The sequence below is a fragment of the Brevundimonas poindexterae genome, from assembly GCF_020524625.1.
Taxonomy (GTDB): Bacteria; Pseudomonadota; Alphaproteobacteria; order Caulobacterales; family Caulobacteraceae; genus Brevundimonas; species Brevundimonas poindexterae_A.
Genome location: NZ_JAIVLL010000002.1, coordinates 256,947 through 275,483 on the forward strand (window position 1 = coordinate 256,947; position 18,537 = coordinate 275,483).

At 70.0% G+C, this 18,537-nt stretch carries 16 protein-coding genes; 7 read left to right on the top strand and 9 right to left on the bottom strand.

Going from position 1 to position 18,537, the window contains the following annotated elements; all coding sequences use genetic code 11:
• Window positions 1–42: 42 nt before the first annotated feature.
• Window positions 43–558, top strand: coding sequence for a retropepsin-like aspartic protease family protein (locus LC068_RS07500; RefSeq protein WP_226635952.1), 516 nt, complete (start codon window positions 43–45; stop codon window positions 556–558).
• Here LC068_RS07500 and LC068_RS07505 read toward each other — a convergent pair.
• Window positions 555–1,376 (bottom strand): sulfite exporter TauE/SafE family protein, encoded by an 822-nt coding sequence (locus tag LC068_RS07505; RefSeq protein ID WP_226635955.1) that lies wholly within the window; start codon window positions 1,374–1,376, stop codon window positions 555–557. The two genes, LC068_RS07500 and LC068_RS07505, sit on opposite strands and share 4 nt — an antisense overlap.
• Window positions 1,376–2,398, bottom strand: a complete 1,023-nt coding sequence (gene dusA, locus LC068_RS07510) for a tRNA dihydrouridine(20/20a) synthase DusA (protein WP_226635957.1) — start codon at window positions 2,396–2,398, stop codon at window positions 1,376–1,378. Before dusA ends, LC068_RS07505 begins: the two co-directional genes overlap by 1 nt.
• 311 nt (window positions 2,399–2,709) lie before the next feature.
• Here dusA and LC068_RS07515 point away from each other — a divergent pair, with 311 nt between their 5' ends.
• Complete coding sequence (locus LC068_RS07515; RefSeq protein WP_226635959.1) at window positions 2,710–3,312, top strand: DUF4168 domain-containing protein; 603 nt, start codon at window positions 2,710–2,712, stop codon at window positions 3,310–3,312.
• 36 nt (window positions 3,313–3,348) lie between these two features.
• Here LC068_RS07515 and LC068_RS07520 read toward each other — a convergent pair whose 3' ends face one another.
• Window positions 3,349–5,196, bottom strand: a complete 1,848-nt coding sequence (locus LC068_RS07520) for a monovalent cation:proton antiporter-2 (CPA2) family protein (protein WP_226635962.1) — start codon at window positions 5,194–5,196, stop codon at window positions 3,349–3,351.
• Between the two features lie 108 nt (window positions 5,197–5,304).
• Here LC068_RS07520 and LC068_RS07525 point away from each other — a divergent pair, with 108 nt between their 5' ends.
• The 3 genes from LC068_RS07525 to LC068_RS07535 all read left to right on the top strand — a co-directional run bounded on the left by LC068_RS07525 (window position 5,305) and on the right by LC068_RS07535 (window position 8,624).
• Window positions 5,305–7,098, top strand: a complete 1,794-nt coding sequence (locus tag LC068_RS07525; protein WP_226635964.1) for a vWA domain-containing protein — start codon at window positions 5,305–5,307, stop codon at window positions 7,096–7,098.
• Window positions 7,099–7,148: 50 nt separating this feature from the next.
• Window positions 7,149–7,910, top strand: a complete 762-nt coding sequence (locus tag LC068_RS07530; RefSeq protein WP_226635967.1) for a hypothetical protein — start codon at window positions 7,149–7,151, stop codon at window positions 7,908–7,910.
• Between the two features lie 66 nt (window positions 7,911–7,976).
• Window positions 7,977–8,624: a DUF4126 domain-containing protein gene (locus tag LC068_RS07535; RefSeq protein ID WP_226635970.1), complete on the top strand. Its 648-nt coding sequence runs from the start codon at window positions 7,977–7,979 to the stop codon at window positions 8,622–8,624.
• On the opposite strand, the gene amaB is transcribed toward LC068_RS07535, so the two are convergent.
• Window positions 8,608–10,113, bottom strand: a complete 1,506-nt coding sequence (gene amaB / locus LC068_RS07540; protein ID WP_226635972.1) for an L-piperidine-6-carboxylate dehydrogenase — start codon at window positions 10,111–10,113, stop codon at window positions 8,608–8,610. The genes LC068_RS07535 and amaB overlap by 17 nt on opposite strands.
• Before the next feature lie 129 nt (window positions 10,114–10,242).
• On the opposite strand from amaB, the gene LC068_RS07545 reads away from it, so the two are divergent.
• A complete protein-coding gene (locus LC068_RS07545) occupies window positions 10,243–10,869 on the top strand; it encodes a hypothetical protein (RefSeq protein ID WP_226635975.1) in 627 nt (208 codons plus the stop codon).
• A gap of 84 nt (window positions 10,870–10,953) precedes the next feature.
• Window positions 10,954–13,365, top strand: a complete 2,412-nt coding sequence (locus tag LC068_RS07550) for a sensor histidine kinase (protein ID WP_226635977.1) — start codon at window positions 10,954–10,956, stop codon at window positions 13,363–13,365.
• A gap of 3 nt (window positions 13,366–13,368) precedes the next feature.
• Here LC068_RS07550 and LC068_RS07555 read toward each other — a convergent pair whose 3' ends face one another.
• The 5 genes from LC068_RS07555 to LC068_RS07575 all read right to left on the bottom strand — a co-directional run bounded on the left by LC068_RS07555 (window position 13,369) and on the right by LC068_RS07575 (window position 18,515).
• Entirely contained in the window at window positions 13,369–13,887 is a 519-nt protein-coding gene (locus tag LC068_RS07555) for a periplasmic heavy metal sensor (RefSeq protein WP_226635979.1), read from the bottom strand.
• Window positions 13,884–14,321: a hypothetical protein gene (locus LC068_RS07560; protein WP_226635982.1), complete on the bottom strand. Its 438-nt coding sequence runs from the start codon at window positions 14,319–14,321 to the stop codon at window positions 13,884–13,886. Before LC068_RS07560 ends, LC068_RS07555 begins: the two co-directional genes overlap by 4 nt.
• Complete coding sequence (locus tag LC068_RS07565; RefSeq protein WP_226637056.1) at window positions 14,318–14,926, bottom strand: RNA polymerase sigma factor; 609 nt, start codon at window positions 14,924–14,926, stop codon at window positions 14,318–14,320. Before LC068_RS07565 ends, LC068_RS07560 begins: the two co-directional genes overlap by 4 nt.
• Before the next feature lie 27 nt (window positions 14,927–14,953).
• A complete protein-coding gene (locus tag LC068_RS07570) occupies window positions 14,954–15,601 on the bottom strand; it encodes an EF-hand domain-containing protein (RefSeq protein WP_226635985.1) in 648 nt (215 codons plus the stop codon).
• Between the two features lie 64 nt (window positions 15,602–15,665).
• Window positions 15,666–18,515, bottom strand: coding sequence for a bifunctional [glutamine synthetase] adenylyltransferase/[glutamine synthetase]-adenylyl-L-tyrosine phosphorylase (locus LC068_RS07575; RefSeq protein ID WP_264182335.1), 2,850 nt, complete (start codon window positions 18,513–18,515; stop codon window positions 15,666–15,668).
• Window positions 18,516–18,537 lie beyond the last annotated feature (22 nt).

Genomic DNA, 18,537 nt, shown 5'->3' on the forward strand with positions numbered 1-18,537 from the left:
TCCTGACAGCCGCAGAAGCGGCGAGTAACGACGGGTGTCCGAGTGAGTATCGACATGTCCGGCAGCGTGTCCGGAAGCGCCGTTCTGGCAGCAGCGGTGGGAACCTCCCTTCTGGCGGCCTGGGGCTTCGGGGCCTTCAGCGACCGTTCGGCCCAGGCGGCCCAGCCGGTGCCGGTGGTCCGCTCCACCGAAGCTGCAACCCCCATTCCCCGAGGATCCGACGGCCACTACTGGGCGCGCGCCCAGGTCGGTGGCCAGCCGGTCGCCCTGCTGGTCGATACCGGCGCGGCCGCCATCGTCCTGCGCTCGGCCGATGCACGGGTGCTGGGCCTGAACCCCGAGAGCCTCGACTACAGTATGGCGATCCGCACCGCCTCGGGCATGGCCCAGGCGGCCGAGATCACCCTGTCCAGCGTGACGGTGGCGGGTGTGGAGATGCGCGATGTCGCCGCCCTGGTCGTTCAGGGGGACCTGCCCCACTCCCTGCTGGGCATGAGCTTCCTCGGTCGCCTGTCCGGGTTTGAGGCCACGCCCGAGGGTCTGGTCCTCAAGCCCTAAAGGGCCTTGATGAGCACCGACAGGGCCGTCGCCATCAGATAGAGGGCGAACAGCCGCCGCAGCAGTCGCCGGTCCAGCCGGTGCGCCAGCCGCGCCCCATACGGCGCGACCAACGCCGTCAGTCCGCCGATCAGCAGGGCTGCGGGCACATTCACATAGCCGAGCGACAGGGGCGGCCGCCCCTCCGCCGACCAGCCGAACACGACGAAGCCGACGGTCGCCGCCGCTCCGATCGCCATGCCGAAGCCCGAGGCGGTCGCCACCGCCTGATGGATGGGCCGACCGCACAGGGTCAGCATCAGGCCCCCGAAACTGCCCCCGCCAATCCCCATCAGGGCCGACAGTCCGCCGATGGCGCTGCCCCAGATGCGCCGCGGCCAGCCCGTCGGCACCTCGGCCGCCAGCCGGAAGCGCTCTGGCAGCAGGCCCAGCTGGGCCGCGATCAGGGCGAGGAAGACGGCATAGATCCACGCCAGCCCCTGCATGGACACCAGACCGGCCAGAAAGGCGCCGACCAGCGCGCCCCCTCCGACCCAGGGCGTCCAGGTCTTCAGCACCTCCTCATCGACGGCTCCATGGCTCCGGTGCGCGGTCAGCGACCGCCATGAGGTCAGCACGATGCTGAGAAGGGAACTGCCGATGGCCACATGCAGGTTGGCCTCGCCGCCCAGACCCAGCAGGGCGAAGGCCCAGAACAGCACCGGCACGATGACCGTGCCGCCACCGACCCCGAACAGGCCTGCGATCAGGCCGGCGAACACCCCCGCTGCGGCCAGCCCGGCGATCAGGCTGACAATCTCGAGGGGGGTCAGGTCCACTAGGCGGCGGACTCCAGCCGGGCGGCCGCACGGGCCTCGGCCTCATGAACCGCTTCCAGCGCCCGGTCCAGAACTTCAAGCCCGGCGCCCGGCGCAAGGCTGTCAACGGTCAGGATGCGACGCCAGGTGCGCGCGCCCGGCCGCCCGTGCATCAGGCCCAGCATGTGTCGCGCCATGGCCGGCAGATGCACGCCCTCTTCCAGACGCGCGGCCATATAGGGGCGATAGGCTTCAAGGGCCGCCTCGGCCGAGGTGTCGCCGTCCGCGCCAAAGATCAGCGGGTCGACGCGGCCCAGCCCGGCCGGCTCGTGATAGGCCGTCCGGCCCAGCATGACCCCGTCCAGCGCCACGCCGTCCTCAGGCACCAGCAGGTCCCTGGCCGCCTCGACCGAGGGGACGCCGCCGTTCAGAACGACGGTCAACTCGGGCCGCTCGCGCTTCAGCCGCCGCACCAGCGCATAGTCCAGCGGCGGGATGTCCCGGTTCTCCTTGGGCGACAGTCCCTTCAGCCACGCCATGCGCGCATGCACCACGAAATGGCTGACCCCGGCGGCCACGCAGGCGTCGACAAGGGCGAACAGCGCCTGTTCCGGAACCTGGTCGTCCACGCCGATCCGGCATTTGACCGTAACGGGAAGCGGCACGGCTTCGGCCATGGCCGCCATACAGTCGGCCACCAGTTGCGGTTCGCGCATCAGGCAGGCGCCAAAGCGTCCCGACTGAACCCGGTCGGACGGACAACCGACATTGAGGTTGATCTCGTCATAGCCGAACGGCAGCGCGGCCTGTGCCGCCGCAGCCAGGGCCGACGGGTCGGATCCGCCCAGTTGCAGGGCCACCGGCCCGACCTCCGGATCGTGGGCCAGCAGGCGCGACCGGTCGCCGTGGATCACCGCATCGGCGGTCACCATCTCGGTATAGAGCATGGCCCGGCGGGTCAGGGACCGGTGAAACGCCCGGCAGTGCCGGTCCGTCCAGTCCATCATCGGGGCCACGCTCAGCCTGTGGGCGGGGTAGGTCATGGCGGGGGCGAATACACGAAAAGCGCGGCCTGCGGAATCGCAGGGGCCTGCCTTGTTGTCGCCCTGTCACCGCCGCCGGCTCGCCTCCTGTTCGGCAAGACGCCGGGGCGCTGGGCCCCGCAACACGGGAGCCGCGCGCGGTTTTGGTCCCCTCCCCGCCTTAGTTGCATCGCCCGCCCGATGCCGCTACCTTGTCCTGTGAGACCACTAGCCTTTGTTTTTCAAGGGCTTTGGTGAACCGGTTTTCGAAACCGGATCCGGGTTTCGCTCGTTAAGACAGTATGTCCAACCTCCCCGGAAGGAGCCTTTTTATGCGTATGTCCATTTTTGCAGCCGTATCCGCCGTCGCCCTCATGGCTGGCGCGGCCCACGCCGCCCCTGTCGTCGACACCCCTGCCATCGTCGCCCAGGACCCCGCCTTCACGGACGCGGAACTGAAGCAGTTCGGCATGGCGATGGATCAGCTGACCGCCATCACCCAGCAGGTGCAGGGTACGCCCACAGACGAGCAACAGGCCCAGATGGCCGCCGCCGTTCAGAACTCCGGCCTGACCATCGAACGCTTTAACGAGATTTCCAATGCCGTGAGCGCGGATCCCGTGCTTCAGGCCCGCGTCGCGGTCGCCATGGCACCGGCCTCGCCGGCCGGGTCGATCGGTGCAGAGGTGTCCGATGAAGAACTGGCCGGATTCTCCGCGGCCATGGTTGAGCTGCGCGAGATCAGCGCGGGCATCGAGGGCGGTACGCCGACCCCCGAGCAGCAAACGGCCATGGCCGAGGCTGTCGCCAACTCGGGCCTGACCATCGAGCGCTTCAACGCCATCTCGAACGCCGTGCCCTCGGACGACGCGCTTCGCGCCCGCGTCCGTCTGGCAGACGCTCGCCGCGAGGCGGAAACCTCGGGCGCCCAATAAGCCCGACGATCCTGACGGATTGAAAGCGGCGGTCCCTTACGGGGCCGCCGTTTTTTCATCCGCGGCCAGCTCTTCCTCGTTGAGCAACCGTCCCTCGCGCCGAGGAGTGACATAGGGCGCGGGCTGGGGCGTCGGCATATTGCCCCGCATCAGGGACCGCCCGGCCTGCAGGCCGTCCGCCAGCTGCAGGGTCAGGCGCGCATCATCCCGCCGTCGCACGTCCAGAATGGTCTCGCGAGCCTCCGCGTCCGATACGCCGAGGTCCTTCAGCACCTGCTCACCGAACGCCAGGGCGGATTCGAAGGTCTCGCGGATCTGATAGTCGACCCCCGCCTGGATCAGGCGCATCGAATGGCCCCGGTCATAGGCCCGCACAAACAGCTTCGTCAGCGGGAATTCGGACCGGATCAGCTCGACGATCCGGTCGGCCTGTTCCGGCTTGTCGATACAGACCAGCACCGCCTCGGCCTTGTCGACGCCCGAGGCCCGCAGCACGTCCAGCCGGGTGCCGTCGCCGTAATAGACCTTGAAGCCGAACTGGCCCGCCGCCTGGATCATCTCGACGTCGTTCTCGATGATCGACACATCGACGTCGCGCGCCAGCAGCGGCTGCGACACCACCTGGGCAAAGCGGCCAAAGCCAATGATCAGCACCCGCTCGCGCAGGTTCTCGGCGCGCTCCACTCCGTCGGCCGCATCCGGGTCCAGTGTCTCGGCGGGCATGAACCGGCCCAGCAGCATGGTTGTCACCGGCGTCAGCACCATCGACAGGATGACGATCGCCGTCAGCGCCGCGCCGATCCGCACATCGAACAGTCCGACCGATCCTGCGGCGGCATAGAGGACGAAGGCGAACTCGCCCCCTTGCGCGAACAGCACCGCCCGCTCGACCGACTCGCGCTCACGCGCCCGGAACAGCCGCGCCACGCCATAGATGGCCACCGCCTTGACCGCCATGAAGGCGATCACCCCGCCGACCACCAGCTGCCAGTCGGCGATCACCACCCCGATATCCAGCGCCATGCCGACGCTCAGGAAGAACAGGCCCAGCAGGATGGCGCGGAACGGTTCGACGTCGGCCTCCAGCTGGTGGCGGAAGGTGGACTCGGACAGCAGCACGCCCGCGAGGAACGCGCCCATGGCCATCGACAGCCCGCCCAGATTCATCACCCAGGCCGCGCCGACCACGACCAGCAGGGCAGCTGCCGTCATCACCTCGCGCCCGCCCCACCGCGCCAGCAGGCGGAACACCGGGTTCATGACGAACCGCCCGGCCACCAGCACCGCCGTGATCGCCCCGACCGCCAGTCCGATGGTCTGCCACAGGGGCGGCCCCTCGACCGTCGAGGTACCGGTCACCGAGGCCAGCACCGCAACCACCGCCAGCAGCGGCACAATGGCCAGATCTTCCAGCAGCAGGATCGACACCGCCCTTTGGCCGGACGGCGCGGCCAGCTCACCCCGCTCTTCCAGCATCTGCATGATCACGGCGGTCGAGCTCAGCACAAAGCCCATGGCGCCGACGAAGGCGACCGCGGGGGCCAATCCCAGCGCCAGACCGGTCAGGGTCAGCAACAGGCCGCAGGCCGCGACCTGGGCCGCGCCCAGTCCGAAGATCTCCTTCCGCAGCGACCACAATCGTGAAGGTCGCATCTCGAGGCCGATGATGAACAGGAAGATCACCACCCCGAATTCGGCGACGTGCAGGATGGTTTCGGGCTCTGAAAACAGGCCGAGGCCAAAAGGGCCGATCGCCAGACCGGCGGCCAGATAGCCCAGCACCGAGCCCAGCCCCAGCTTGCGAAACACCGGCACGGCGATGACGCCCGCCGCCAGCAGGGCCGCCGCGTGGCCCAGATCCAATCCACTCGCTGCGTCTGCCATGCCCGCCCCCTGACTGATCCTAACTCCCTAGCAGAGCGAGCGGCGTCGTCACAATCTGGCCCCATAACCCACGGCTGAATGGCCCCCACAATCCGGGAGGGAGTCGTCATGAAGCCGAACCGTATCGCCGCCGTGGTCGTCAGCGGATCGCTGATCCTGTCGCTGTCGGGGCCGCCCGCCGTGGCCGTCCCCGCACAGGATCGCGTGGTGGATGGCGAGCCGACTGCCGCAGCTTGTGCGCCGTTCGGTTTCGGCCCGCCGTCAAGGCCGGACCGGGGCTATGTCACCTCGGCGCCGCCCCCTCCCCCGCCGCCTCCGGTGCCTCGACCACCTGTCGTCGGTGAAGCGGCTGCTGCCGACGAGATCGTCGTCAGCGGGTCGCGTATACGGGGCAACACGGCCAACGCCCCGACGCCCTTGGTCCAGGTCGAGCGTCAGAACTACTCCGGCTCCTCCATGGTGACCCCGGGCCCGGCGGTCACCCCGCCGTCCACCGAGCGCTACCCCGACGCCACGCCCAATCCGGTCAAGCGCGTTGCGGATGAACCCGTTTCGACCTTCTCGATTGACGTGGACACGGCCTCCTATTCCAATGTCCGACGCTTTCTCCGCGACGGTCAGCGGCCACCGCGCGACGCCGTCCGGGTCGAGGAGATGGTCAACTATTTCGACTATGACCTCACCGGTCCGACCTCGCCGGAAGAGCCCTTTGCCGTCACCACCGCCGTGATCGACTCGCCCTGGAGCCCGGGGCGCAAGCTGATGCATGTGGCGCTCAAGGGCTATGAGCTGCCCGCCGGCCAGCGTCTGCCGCTCAACCTGACCTTCATGGTCGATGTGTCGGGCTCGATGCAGAATCCCGACAAGCTGGGACTGGCCCAGCGTTCCATGAACCTGATCATCGACCGGTTGCGGCCGCAGGATTCCCTTGCCGTCACCACCTATGCCTCGGGGGCGCGCATCCTGGTCGGGCCGACGCCCGGGACCGAGAAACTGAAGCTGCGCTGCGCGGTCGCCTCGCTGTCCGCAGGCGGATCGACCGCCGGGGCCGCGGGCATGGTCAATGCCTATGAGCAGGCCGAGGCCGCCTTTGGCGAGGGCAAGGTCAACCGCATCCTGATGTTCACGGACGGCGACTTCAACGTCGGCGTGACCGAGGACAAGCGGCTTGAGGACTATGTCGCCGAGAAGCGTGAAACCGGCATCTATCTGTCGGTCTACGGCTTCGGGCGCGGCAACTATCAGGACGCCCGCATGCAGGCCATCGCCCAGGCCGGCAATGGTACCGCCGCCTATGTCGATGATCTGGACGAGGCCCGCCGCCTGTTCGGCCCGGCATTTGACCGGGGCGCCTTCCCCATCGCCGACGACGTCAAGATCCAGGTCGAGTTCAATCCGGCCCGGGTCAGCGAATACCGGCTGATCGGCTATGAGACGCGCCTGCTGTCCGAGGCGGATTTCTCCAACGACCGGATCGATGCAGGCGAGGTGGGATCGGGGACCACGGTCGTCGCCCTCTATGAGATTACCCCCGTGGGCGGCCCCAGCCAGCTGCCGGATCGCCGCTACGAGCAGACAACCGCCCCGACCGGGGACCCGTCCGGCGAATGGGCCTTTGTCCAGGTCCGGTTCAAGCCGCCGGGCGCCGACACCTCGCAACTGATGCAGCACCCCGTCACCGGTCAGCACGCCCGTCCCGGCACCGAGGTGCGCTGGGCCGTGGCCGTCGCCGGTGCCGCCCAGTTGCTGCGCGGCGATCCGTGGCTGGCCGACGAATACGGCTGGGATGACGTCATCGCCCTGGCCCAGGGCGCGCGCGGCGACGATCCCTGGGGTCAGCGCGCCGAATTCGTCAATCTGGCCCGCTCCGCATCCGAACTGGGACCGATCCGCCAGCCCTGACCACAGGGTCGCATCGTCGAAAGCATGGGGCATTTCATGGGGAGACGCGCATGAGGCGGCTGGGAGTTCTCCTGCTGCTCGGCCTGCTGACGCCAGGCTGTGCGGCGATCAGCGACTGGCGCGATCACCGTCGGGCCTCGACCGCGTCCTGCGTATGGAGCGCCGACGGATCGCAGGTATCGATCACCGGGCCGACCGATGCGCGCATGCTGAACTGCCTGCTCAGGCGCGAGACCGCGCCCGACACGCTTCAGATCAACAGTCTGGGCGGCAATGTGGAATATGCCCTGGCGATCGCCGAGCGACTGGCGCCAGCCGCGCCGCGCGTGGTCGTTGACGGCAACTGCAGTTCGTCCTGTGCCAACTATTTCCTGCCGATCGCCCGCCAGATCGTTCTGCTCCCCGACGCGCTCATCCTGCTGCACGGATCGGCGGACCCGGCCCTGCTGGCCCGCTTCGAGCGGGATGGAACGCGCTCCGAGGGCTTTCGCCGGCTCGCCGACCGACAGGCCCGTTTTGTCGCTGCCGAGGGAATCGCCCCGGGATGGCTGCTGTATCGGACCGGCGAAGAGGGCGATCCTGCGTGGGGGGCATATGTCAGTGGCTCGCCCGATGGCGACGGGACGACGGGGCGTTACCTTCTGGTCGGCGAGGAGTTCCTGCGAACTTGCCTGCCGACCATCCCGGTAGACGGCTTCGCCGACTCGGTGGCCGGCAAGGTCGCGCGCGATCCCGCGCTGAAGGCCCGACTGGCGCGGCAGGGCGTGATGCCCACCGGGACCATGCAGTGCATCGAGGGACCCCTGCCATGAGCGGGAGCCGAAAGGCTCTGGATCGCGTTGTTCGGTTAACCTGGAGCCGAGCCTTGGAGGAACCGCATGCCTGACATGATTTCTGCCCTTCCAGCGACCGGCATCCTCGAGACCTGGGTGTTGCCGGTGCTGCTGGCGGTGGGCCTTGCGGCCGCCTCGGGCCTGCGCATCTTCGTGCCCCTGTTCATGGCGGCGCTGGCGGCGCGGTTCCAGCTGTTCGGCATTGAGCTGAACGACGGCATGATCTGGATGACCTCCAACACCGCCATCGCCGCGCTGGGCCTCGCCACAGTCATCGAGGTGGTGTCCGACAAGGTGCCGGTACTCGACAATGCCTTGCATGCCGTGGGCCTGATCGCGCGGCCGGTGGCCGGGGCCATTGTAGCGGGGTCCATGTTCGCCGGTCTGGACCCCACGGCCGCCGCCATCGCCGGGATCATAGTCGGTGCGCCCACGGCCCTGGCCTTCGGTGCGGCGCAGGGGGGCACGCGCGCGGCCTCGACCCTGTCGACCGCCGGCGCGGCCAATCCCGTGCTCAGCGTCGTCGACGACATCCTCAGCGTCGGCACCGTACTGGTCGCCTTCCTGATGCCGATCCTGATCCCGGTCGTGGTGCTGATCGGCTTCCTGATCGTGCGGGCCCTGTACCGCAGCTGGCGCAAGGGCCGTCAGCCGACCACCATGCCGACGCTCTCGGCTACACGTCGAACCTGACGCCCTGGGCCAGCGGCAGGGCGGTCGAGAAATTCACCGTCTGGGTCTGGCGCCGCATATAGGCCTTCCACGCATCCGAGCCGCTCTCGCGACCGCCGCCGGTGTCCTTCTCTCCGCCAAACGCCCCGCCGATCTCGGCGCCCGACGGGCCAATGTTCACATTGGCGATCCCGCAGTCCGAGCCCCAGGCCGACAGGAAGGTCTCGGCCTGACGGACACTGTCGGTGAAGATGCAGCTGGACAGGCCCTGCGGCACCGCATTCTGCATCGCGATGGCCTGATCCAGCTCCCGCCAGGTCATGACATAGAGGATCGGCGCGAAGGTCTCGTGCCGAACGATGGCGCTCTGCTCCGGCATCCGCACGATGGCGGGCCGCACATAGGCGCCGTCCCGCTCCAGCCGCTGACCGCCGGTGACGACCTCGCCGCCCTCGGCCACCGCCTGGTCCAGCGCCGCCGCCATCGCATCGGCCGAGGCCTCGTCGATCAGCGGGCCGATCAGGGTGCCGTCGTCGCGCGGATCACCGACCGGCAGGGTCTCATAGGCCGCCTTCAGCCGCGCGATCAGCCCCTCGGCCAGATCTTCATGGACCAGCAGGCGCCGCAGGCTGGTGCACCGCTGGCCACAGGTGCCGACGGCGGAAAAGGCGATGGCCCGCACCGCCAGATCCAGATCGGCGCCCGGCGCCACGATCATGGCGTTGTTGCCGCCCAGCTCCAGCAGCGACCGCCCCAAGCGCCCGGCCACATCGACCGCCACGGCCTTGCCCATCCGGGTCGAGCCAGTGGCCGACACCAGCGGAATACGTGGGTCGCGGGCCAGCGCCTGTCCAACCTCCGCCCCGCCGACCAACACTTGGTTCAGCCCGTCGGGCGCATCCGCGCCAAAGCGGGCCACCGCGCGCTCGAACACCGCCTGCACCGCCAGCGCCACCAGCGAGGTCTTGTCCGAGGGCTTCCAGATCACCGGATCGCCGCACACCAGCGCGAGCGCCGCATTCCATGCCCAGACCGCCACCGGAAAGTTGAAGGCCGTGATCACCGCGACCGGCCCCAGCGGCTGCCAGGTCTCGCGCATGTGGTGGCCGGGGCGTTCGCTCGGCAGGGTCAGGCCGTACAGCTGGCGCGACAGGCCGACGGCAAAGTCGCAGACGTCGATCATCTCCTGAACCTCGCCCAGACCCTCCGAAGTGATCTTGCCCGCTTCCAGGGTCACCAGCCGGGCCAGATCGTCCTTCGCGACGCGCAACTCCTCACCCAGCAGCCGCACCAGCTCGCCCCGGCGCGGCGCTGGCACCCGCCGCCACGCGTCAAAGGCCGAGGCCGCGCGCGCGATCGCCGCCTCGACCTCGCCGGTCGTCGCCCCGGCCAGTCGGCCCGCCGACGTGCCGTCGATCGGCGAGCGCGTGGCCATGCCCCCGTCCTGCCAGACCGGGCTCACGCCCAGCCGCTTCAGGGTGTCGCCAAGGTCGTGTGCCGCCGTCGTCATGCTGAACCTCTCATCGCAGTGGCGGACCGCTTAGCCCGTTTTCCCGTCATCTTCACCCTTGCTTCACCGCGTTTCCCAACCCGTCGCTAACAGGCGCTACCTACAGTGGAGCCACCGAAGGAGGGTTCAATGGCGCGTGCACAGTTCCAGAAGGGACAAAGGGTCTGGGTCGAATGCGTGGGCGTCTGGGCCCGCATCGAACAGGTTCAGCCCGTCTGGGCCAAGGGCTTCGATGAGCCGGTGCGCGTCACCTATGACGTCGGCCTCGGTCGCGAATTCATGGCCCAGGAACTGGCCCCGGCCGTCTCTGACCCTGCGGCCAGTGATACCGCCTCCAGCTGGCGGATGCTGCGCGCCCGCAACAAGTGGCAGACGGCCGAGGACTGCCCCCACCACCCCTTCCCCGGCACCTATCCCGTCGTGGTCACCGATCCTCAGGACTGGGGCGGCTGGCGCGTGCCGGGCGCCGAATATGACCGCGATCCCGAACGGATCGAATATCAGGCCCGTCTGATTGCCACCGCGCCGCGCCTGTTCGCCCTTGCCATGGCCATGATCGAGTCCGTCTCCGACCTGCCCGAGGATGCCCCGCCCGAAATGCGACGGCTGGCGGAACGGGCGCGCGACCTGACCCGCGAGGTGACCGAAGTTCCGGGTAGCGCGCCCACCACCGAACAGGTCACCACGCCCATTTCCGGTCGGGCTCGCCCCCTGCCGGACGCCCCAACCGAGTCCCGCGCGCCACACGCGGCCTGACACCGGTATTCCGAGCCTCGACACCGGAACGCGACGCAGCTTAGATTCCGCTCTCGACGACAGTTCGGGCCGGGAGAAGACGCTTTGCGCGCCAGCGAGCGACGCATAAACCCCACGGGGCGCCGCAAGAGCGACCGGGGTCGCGCCTCACCCGCGTGGGTGCGGGTGGTGATCCTGGCCGTCGCGCTGGGCGTCGCCAGCTATGTCCTGCTGTTCGGGCGGGAAATGGCCCAGCCCGTCCGTGAATCCGACCAGCTTCGCGATCAGGCCATGGTGGCCGAGGCGGGACGTCTGGCCACCGACACCCTGCTGCGCATCCGCACGGGCGAACTGGCCCTCGCCGGCCCTTCGCGGGAGCTGCCCGCCGACCTGCCGGTCGCCTTCCTCGACGCCTCGGGGCAGATCGAGGTCGCGCGCGGGGCCCCCATCGCCGCCTTCCGCCCCCTGCCGGACCTCGCGGGCCCGCCGGTCGCGGACAGCGAGGGGAGTGCCCTGCTGATCCGTCGCACCACCGCCGACGGCCGTCAGGCGGTCGCGCGCATCGCCCTGCCCCCGGCGGCGGTAGCGCCCGAAAACGGCATCCTGGGTCTTCGCATCGGCCAGAAGGTGATCGGGGCAGCCTCGGCATCCACGGAACAGACCGCAACCTGGATGGGGCTGGACGGCCCGGCGCCCGAGACGGACGGAGCCCTGCATGGCGTCCTGCCTGAGGACGGCCCCAGCTTCCGCCGCGTGGCCGTACCCGTCGGCGATACCGGCATCATGGTGATCGGCGCCCGCCCGGACGCGGTGGGCGCCACCGCCCTGCTGGATGACGCCTGGGTGCTGATGGCGCCCCTGCTGGTCGGCGTCCTGGTGCTGTTGGCGGTGCTGCTGCAGCAGGCCCGCTCGGCCCGCGCCGGACGCGAATGGGCCGAGACCGAGCGCCGCTTCCGCAGCGCCGTCGAGGGCGCGCGCTGTGGCGTCTGGGAATGGGATCTCGAGCGCCAGGAAGTCATCCTTTCGGACTATATGGCCGTGTTGATGGGGGTCGAGGGCGCGGGGATCATTCCGGCCGAGACCTTCATGGAACGCGTCCACCCCGAGTTCCGCGAGGCTCTCCATCACGCCCTGCGCCAGGCCGAAACCTTCGGCACCTTCGAGGCCAGCTTCCCGGTGCCTGATGCGAACGGCCGCCCGCGCTGGATCGACGCCCGTGGCCAGTCGCGGGGCGGGCGCGCCGAGACCGGCTTTACCGCCATCCTCGGCGTCGCGCTCGACATCACCGAGGAGCGTCGCGCCAAGGCCCAGGCCCAGGCCGCCGAAGGTCGCCTGCGCGACGGCATCGAGAGCGTCTCGGACGCCTTCGTCCTGTTCGACCGCAACGACCGGCTGACCCTCTGGAACCAGGCCTTCATCGACACCTTCGATTTTGAGCCGGGGCTGGTGCGCAAGGGCGCGAAGAAGGACGACCTCAACCGGATCGCGGCCCTCGCCATCCGCGCCGAGCATCCCGCCGCCGGGGGACGCAGCGGCGCCCGCGAGGTCGAACTGAACGACGGCCGCTGGCTGCAGCTGGTCGAGCGCTACACCACCGACAGCGGCACCGTCGTCACCGCCGCCGACATCACGGCGATCAAGCGTCAGGAAGCCGAGCGCCAGCGCGCCGCCGACTCTCTCCGCGCCATGGTCGAGAAGCTGGAGTCCAGCCAGGAGAAGCTCAGCCAGCTGGCCCGCAAATATGAGGTCGCCATGACGCGGGCCGAAGCCGCCAACCAGGCCAAGTCCGAGTTCCTCGCCAATATGAGCCACGAGCTGCGCACGCCGCTCAACGCCATCAACGGCTTCTCGGAAATCATGACGGCCGAGATGTTCGGCCCGCTCGGTGACCCGCGCTACAAGGGCTATGCCGCCGACATCCTCAAGTCGGGCCAGCATCTGCTCAGCCTGATCAACGACATTCTCGACATGGCCAAGATCGAGTCGGGCAAGATGACCCTCTATTACGAGGCCGTCTCGGTTCACGACATCTGCGAGGATGCCGCCCGGCTGATGCGCGGCAAGGTGGACGAGGCCGGCCTGCGCCTCAAGGTCGATGCGCCCGACACCCTGCCGGAGCTCCAGGCCGATCACCGGGGCCTGAAACAGGTCATGCTGAACCTGATCTCCAATGCGGTGAAGTTCACGCCTGAGGGCGGCGAGATCACGATCCGGGCCCAGCCGGCCGAAGAGGGGATGATCCAGATCGCCGTCACCGACACCGGCATCGGCATTGCCGCCGAGGACGTCGCGCGTCTGGCCCGGCCGTTCGAACAGGTCGAGGGCCAGCATTCCAAGACCACCCAGGGCACCGGGCTGGGCCTGGCCCTGACCAAGTCGCTGATCGAGCTGCACGGCGGCCAGATGTGGATCGAAAGCGAACCCGGCGAGGGCACCACCGTCGCCTTCACCCTGCCACTGGTGCCGCCCGCCGAAGCCGGTCAGGGCGGGCAGGAAGACGACCGTCAGGCCGCCTGAGCCCTAGTCCTCCGGAGGACGGTCGTCGCGGTCGCTCCGCCGCCCGTCCCGGCCTCCCCGGCCGCGCGGCCCGTGACGCGACAGCAGGGGCGCCACCGCCGCCCGTTCCTCGACCGTCAGCGTGTCCAGCAGGGCCGTGGTGTCGTCCTCGATCCGGGAGCGCCCGCGCATTTCCGCCTCGCGCGAGCTGGCCAGCAGGGCGCGCACCGCAGCTCCGTCATAGGGGGTTTCCAGCGCGCGGCTCAGCGCTGCCTTGCGGGCCGTGCGCGCCTCCTCGAAGTCGGGCCGGGCCGCGAGCGCCGACTCGCGCAGCGTCGTCTTCACCCGGTCGCGCGTCTCGGGCGAGAGCGCGCCAATGGCCGTCCATGTGCTGCCCCCGCCGCCCCGGCCGGGCCGGCGCTGCTCCTCGACCCGGCTCTCGATCCGGTTCAGCGACACCGCCATGGTGGCGACCGCCGCCAGGGCAAAGACATTGATCACGGCCAGGACAATCAGGCCGATCTTCATAGCGCGGGCGGTCATCCCAGCACCTCCGTGTCATCCAGACCGTTCAGGGTCGCCTGATACAGCACCGCATCCGCCTGCACATCGGCGGTCAAATGGTCCGTCAGGGTGACGCCGAACACCACACCGGCACAGGCGGCCGCCATCAGGCCCGCACCCGACGCCAGCCGGAACCGGTCCATCCGCCAGACCGGCAGGCGGAAGCGCGGGCTGCCGCGCACGGGGGCCCGCGCGGCCTCCGCCGCCTTCAGCGCCCGGGCAAAGGCCGCCGCGTCCGGCAGGGGGGCCACATGGCCGGCCAGGGCCAGATCCAGCGCCCGCGCCCCGTCCAGCACCGCCTGCCCCTCGGGTGTGCGGGCATGCTCCAGGGCGGCCTCGCGCTCGGCCTCGGGCCAGCGGGCGGGATCGACGCCATAGGCGTCCACAATGCTGTGAAAGCGTTCGGCCTTCATCGTCTCTCTCCTTCAGCCGCCGGACCCAGGTCGGCCAGCGCCGCTCTCAGCGCCCGCCGCCCGCGCGACAGCAAACTCTCCAGCGCCTCGACGCTGACCCCCATCAACCCGGCGGCCTCGATATTGCCGAGCTCCTGATAGTGACACAGCACGATCGCCTCGCGCTGGCGCTCGGGCAGGGCCATCAGCGCCGCCTCGACACGCCGGCCCACATCCTGCGCCATCAGCCCGCGATCGGGCCCGGGGCTGTCGTCCACCTGCTCGGGCACGGCGTCCGTGGCAATCTCGCGCCGCCGCCGCAGCCGGTCGTAGCAGAGGTTCAGCGCCACCCGGTGCAGCCAGGTGTCGAACTTCGCCTTGCCCGGCGTCCAGCGCGGCGCCTGTTTCCAGGCCCTCAGCAGGGTCTCCTGCGCCACGTCCTCGGCCTCGACCGGGTCGCCCAGCAGGCGACCGGCCAGCGCCATCATGCGCGGCAGCTTGGCGGAGACCAGGGCCTGGATGGCATCCGGGTCGCCCCGGGCCACCCGGGCCACCAGTTCCTGATCGGGGTCGGCGATCGCGGCCAATCGGTCGTCCTGTCTCGCAAAAGACTGAGGGCCGTCGATCGCGGATCGCCTCGCCCGTCATCCACCCTACTCCGATGCGGTCGCCGCTTGCGAGCGCCGTTGCTGACGGCGTTCCTGACGCTGCTCGCGCATCGCCTGGCGGGCGCCCTGACGTTCCTCGGCGGTGACATAGCCGTCGCCGTTCGCGTCCATGCGGGCAAAGCCTTCGGCCATGCGCGCCTCGGCCTCGGCGATCACCACCGGACCACGCTCGCCCCGCATGCCGTCGCCGCCCATACGGGGACCGCGATGACCGCCCCGCATGGCCCGGCGCGGGCCGCGATCGCCGCGTTCGGCCCGGCGTTCCTCGCGTCGGTCGGCCCGCGATTCACGGGCCGCGTCGAACTCGCTGCGCGAGACGGCGCCGTCGCCGTTGGCGTCCATTCGGGCAAAGTGCTGATCGGCGCGCTCATCCTTGCGGACCTCGCGGACGGCCTGCATTTCCTCGCGGGTGACCGTGCCATCGCCATTGGCGTCGGCGGCGCGCAGGCGGTCGAGGCGACCGGCCGTGAACTCGGCGCGGCTGATGCGACCATCGCCGTCGGCGTCGGCACGGGCCATGCCGCGATCCTGGCGGACCGGGTCCTGGGCGGGCGCCTGCTGGGCCACGACAATACCGGCCGAGGCGGCCAGTGCGACGGCGGCGACGCCGCCGATCCAGATGGAAGTCTTCATGGGTCTTGCTCCTTGATCGTCAGATCGGACGTCCCCTTGTCCACCCGGTCTAACGGAGCTGCCCTCAGGATTCCGTCGCGACCGGCGGAAGCACCGCTTGGAACCGCGCGCGGGCCTCGCTGCGAAGGGCCTCCAGATGCGCCTTCAGCCCGGCCATATCGGCCTGGCCGACCGCCCGGGCCACCCGCGCCTGAAGCCCTTCGGGCTCGTCCTCCGGTCGCGGCATCTCGTTGAAGGCACAGGCGAAGATCTGCGCCAGCCCCTGCTGGGTCTTCCACGCCGTGGCCAGCTCCGGATCGTCCGCCAGCCCCTCAAGCGTCGAGACGGTCAGCGGGCCACCGTCCGGCGCGCCGGTCAGCTGCCGGTACTGGGCGACGAACTCGGCATCGATCAACCCTCCCGCGACCCGCTTCAGATCCCAGAAGCCGCCGGGGGGCCGGTCGCGCATCATCCGGTCGCGCATGGTCCGCACGTCGCGGGCCAGGGTCTCCGCCGTCCGGCCGTGGGCGCGGATCACCGCCTCGATGGCCGCCCCCACCCGCTCGCCAAAGGCCGGATCGCTGGCCCAGACCACACGCGCCCGCGTGAGCACCATGAACTCCCAGGTGTCGGCCTCGTCCCCGTAATAGGTGTCCAGCCGCGCCAGCTTGACCGACAGCGGCCCCTTGGCGCCCCAGGGCCTCAGCCGCATGTCGACCTCATAGAGGCCACCCTGGCTGGTGTGGGCCGACAGGGCCGCGATCAGCCGCTGGGTGAAGCGCCCGTACCAGGTTTCGGGTGGCAGGCCGCGCCCCTCGGACAGGGCCTCGGCCGGCGCCTCGTGCACCGTCATCAGGTCGAGGTCGGAGGCGGCCGTCATCTCGCGCGAGCCGGCCTTGCCCAGCGCCACCACGGCCACCGCCCCGTCGATCCGGCCCGACTGGCGCGTCACCTCGTCCAGCGCCGCCTGCGCCAGCGCCTGGATCGAGGCATCGGCCAGCACCGTATAGGCCCGCCCCGCCGCCTCGACATCCGCCCGCCCGGTCAGGGTCTGCAGGCCGATGCGGAACCGCTGGTCGCGGTGCAGGCGCCGCACCGCATCCATGGCCGCCTCGAAATCCCCGGCCGCCGCGGCCTCGGCCCGCATCTGGTCGGCGACCCCCGTGTCGGCGTCCAGCGGGGTCTGGAAGCGCGCGTCCAGCATACTGTCCAGCGCCGCCGGATCGCGGCCCAGCGCCCGCGCCAGCCGGGGGGCCCAGGCCATCACCCGCACCACCAGTTCAAACAGCGCCGGCTGGTTCAGGAACAGCGCCTGGATCTGCACCCCGGCCGACAGGCCCGAGAAGAAGACGGCGAACCGGCGAAAGGCCTGATCGGGCGCGCCGGTCGCTGCCAGGGCCTCCAGCAGGCGCGGGGCCAGCCGGGTGAACAACTCGCGCCCGCGCGCGCTGCGGGTGGCGGGGATGCGTCCGTGGTGCCAGCTGCGTATGGTATCAGAGACCGGAGCGGGCTCCTCAAAGCCCATCCGCTCCAGCGTCGCCAGGGTCTCGGGGTCGTTCTCGACGCCCGTGAAGACCAGACTGCCATAGTCCGACGACAGCGCTTCCTCGCCCTCAAACAGCTCGCCATACAGGATGTTGACCCGGGTCAGCAGGGCCTCGACCCCGGCATCGAAGGCGGCCAGATCGGCCTCGCCCGCCAGCGCCGCGACCGCCCGGCGGCGGTCATCCTCGACCGGCAGGGCATGGGTCTGCTCGTCGGCCAGCATCTGCACCCGGTGCTCCAGCCCGCGCAGGCGCACATAGGCCTCGTCCAGCGCCGCCCGGGTCGCTTCCGGCACATGCCCGGCCCGGGTCAGGGCCGCCAGCGCCGCCCGGGTGGCGGGCAGCCGCAGGGCCGGATCGCGTCCGCCCAGGATCAGCTGCTGGGTCTGGGCATAGAATTCGATCTCGCGGATGCCGCCCCGGCCCAGTTTCAGATTGGCGCCGGCGGCCTCCAGCCCCTCGCCCGTCTTGTGAACATGGATCTGCCGCTTGATCGACTGCACATCGAGGATCGCCTGATAGTCGAGGCTGCGGCGCCAGACGAACGGCACCAGCGCCTGCAGGAAATCACGGCCCGCCGCGCGGTCGCCCAGTACCACCCGCGCCTTGATGAAGGCTGCGCGCTCCCAGTTCTGGCCGACGCCCTCATAGTAATCCAGCGCCATGGGCACGGCCACGACCGGCGGGGTCGAGGACGGGTCGGGCCTGAGCCGCAGGTCGACGCGAAACACATAGCCGTCGCCGGTCCGCTCGGTCAGCAGGGCGGCAAAGGCCTGGGCCGCGCGGTCCACGGTGCGCTGCATCTCCACACCCTCGGCCAGGGCGCCCGCCAGCTTGGCCGGGTCGTAGAAGAGCGAAATGTCGATATCGCTGGAATAGTTCAGCTCCAGCGCGCCATGCTTGCCCATGGCCAGACCGAACAGGCCTGGCAGCGGGTTGTCGGGATCGGCCGGCGCGACCAGCTTGCCCCGTTCGCGCAGGTCGTGGGCCACGGCCCGGAGCGCCGCCTCGGCCGTCGCATCGGCGAACCGCGACAGGGCCGCCGTCACCGCCTCCAGATCCCAGACCCCGCCCAGATCGGCCAGCGCCGTCAGCAGGTGAAGGTCGGCCTTCAACTGCCGCAGCGGGCGCTTCATCGCCTCGGCCCCGCCGTCCAGCGCCCGCGTCTGCATCAGGATGTCGGCCAGGGTGTCTTCGGGCCGGGCGGCCAGCATCCGCTCCAGCGCTTCGGGCCGTCGCCGCGCCAGCAAGGCCAGATAGGGGCTGGCGGCAAACACGGGTTCCAGCGCCGGCCAGCTGGCGTCAAGCAACGTCGCGGGCATCGTCTCGGCCAGTTGCGACTTCAGCGTCTCCAGGCCCGGCGCGGCCAGCGTCGGGCCGCAGGGCGTCATGCATTGGCCGAGGGCGTCCGGT

What these genes read in the sequence shown, in the direction of transcription:
- LC068_RS07560 (WP_226635982.1), bottom strand. Translation starts at nt 14,321, where the DNA reads ATGAAGGCCGAACGCTTTCACAGCATTGTGGACGCCTATGGCGTCGAT.
- LC068_RS07570 (WP_226635985.1), bottom strand. Translation starts at nt 15,601, where the DNA reads ATGAAGACTTCCATCTGGATCGGCGGCGTCGCCGCCGTCGCACTGGCC.
- LC068_RS07555 (WP_226635979.1), bottom strand. Translation starts at nt 13,887, where the DNA reads ATGACCGCCCGCGCTATGAAGATCGGCCTGATTGTCCTGGCCGTGATC.
- LC068_RS07530 (WP_226635967.1), top strand. Translation starts at nt 7,149, where the DNA reads ATGAGGCGGCTGGGAGTTCTCCTGCTGCTCGGCCTGCTGACGCCAGGC.
- LC068_RS07515 (WP_226635959.1), top strand. Translation starts at nt 2,710, where the DNA reads ATGCGTATGTCCATTTTTGCAGCCGTATCCGCCGTCGCCCTCATGGCT.
- amaB (WP_226635972.1), bottom strand. Translation starts at nt 10,113, where the DNA reads ATGACGACGGCGGCACACGACCTTGGCGACACCCTGAAGCGGCTGGGC.
- LC068_RS07525 (WP_226635964.1), top strand. Translation starts at nt 5,305, where the DNA reads ATGAAGCCGAACCGTATCGCCGCCGTGGTCGTCAGCGGATCGCTGATC.
- LC068_RS07520 (WP_226635962.1), bottom strand. Translation starts at nt 5,196, where the DNA reads ATGGCAGACGCAGCGAGTGGATTGGATCTGGGCCACGCGGCGGCCCTG.
- LC068_RS07535 (WP_226635970.1), top strand. Translation starts at nt 7,977, where the DNA reads ATGCCTGACATGATTTCTGCCCTTCCAGCGACCGGCATCCTCGAGACC.
- dusA (WP_226635957.1), bottom strand. Translation starts at nt 2,398, where the DNA reads ATGACCTACCCCGCCCACAGGCTGAGCGTGGCCCCGATGATGGACTGG.
- LC068_RS07545 (WP_226635975.1), top strand. Translation starts at nt 10,243, where the DNA reads ATGGCGCGTGCACAGTTCCAGAAGGGACAAAGGGTCTGGGTCGAATGC.
- LC068_RS07575 (WP_264182335.1), bottom strand. Translation starts at nt 18,515, where the DNA reads ATGACGCCCTGCGGCCCGACGCTGGCCGCGCCGGGCCTGGAGACGCTG.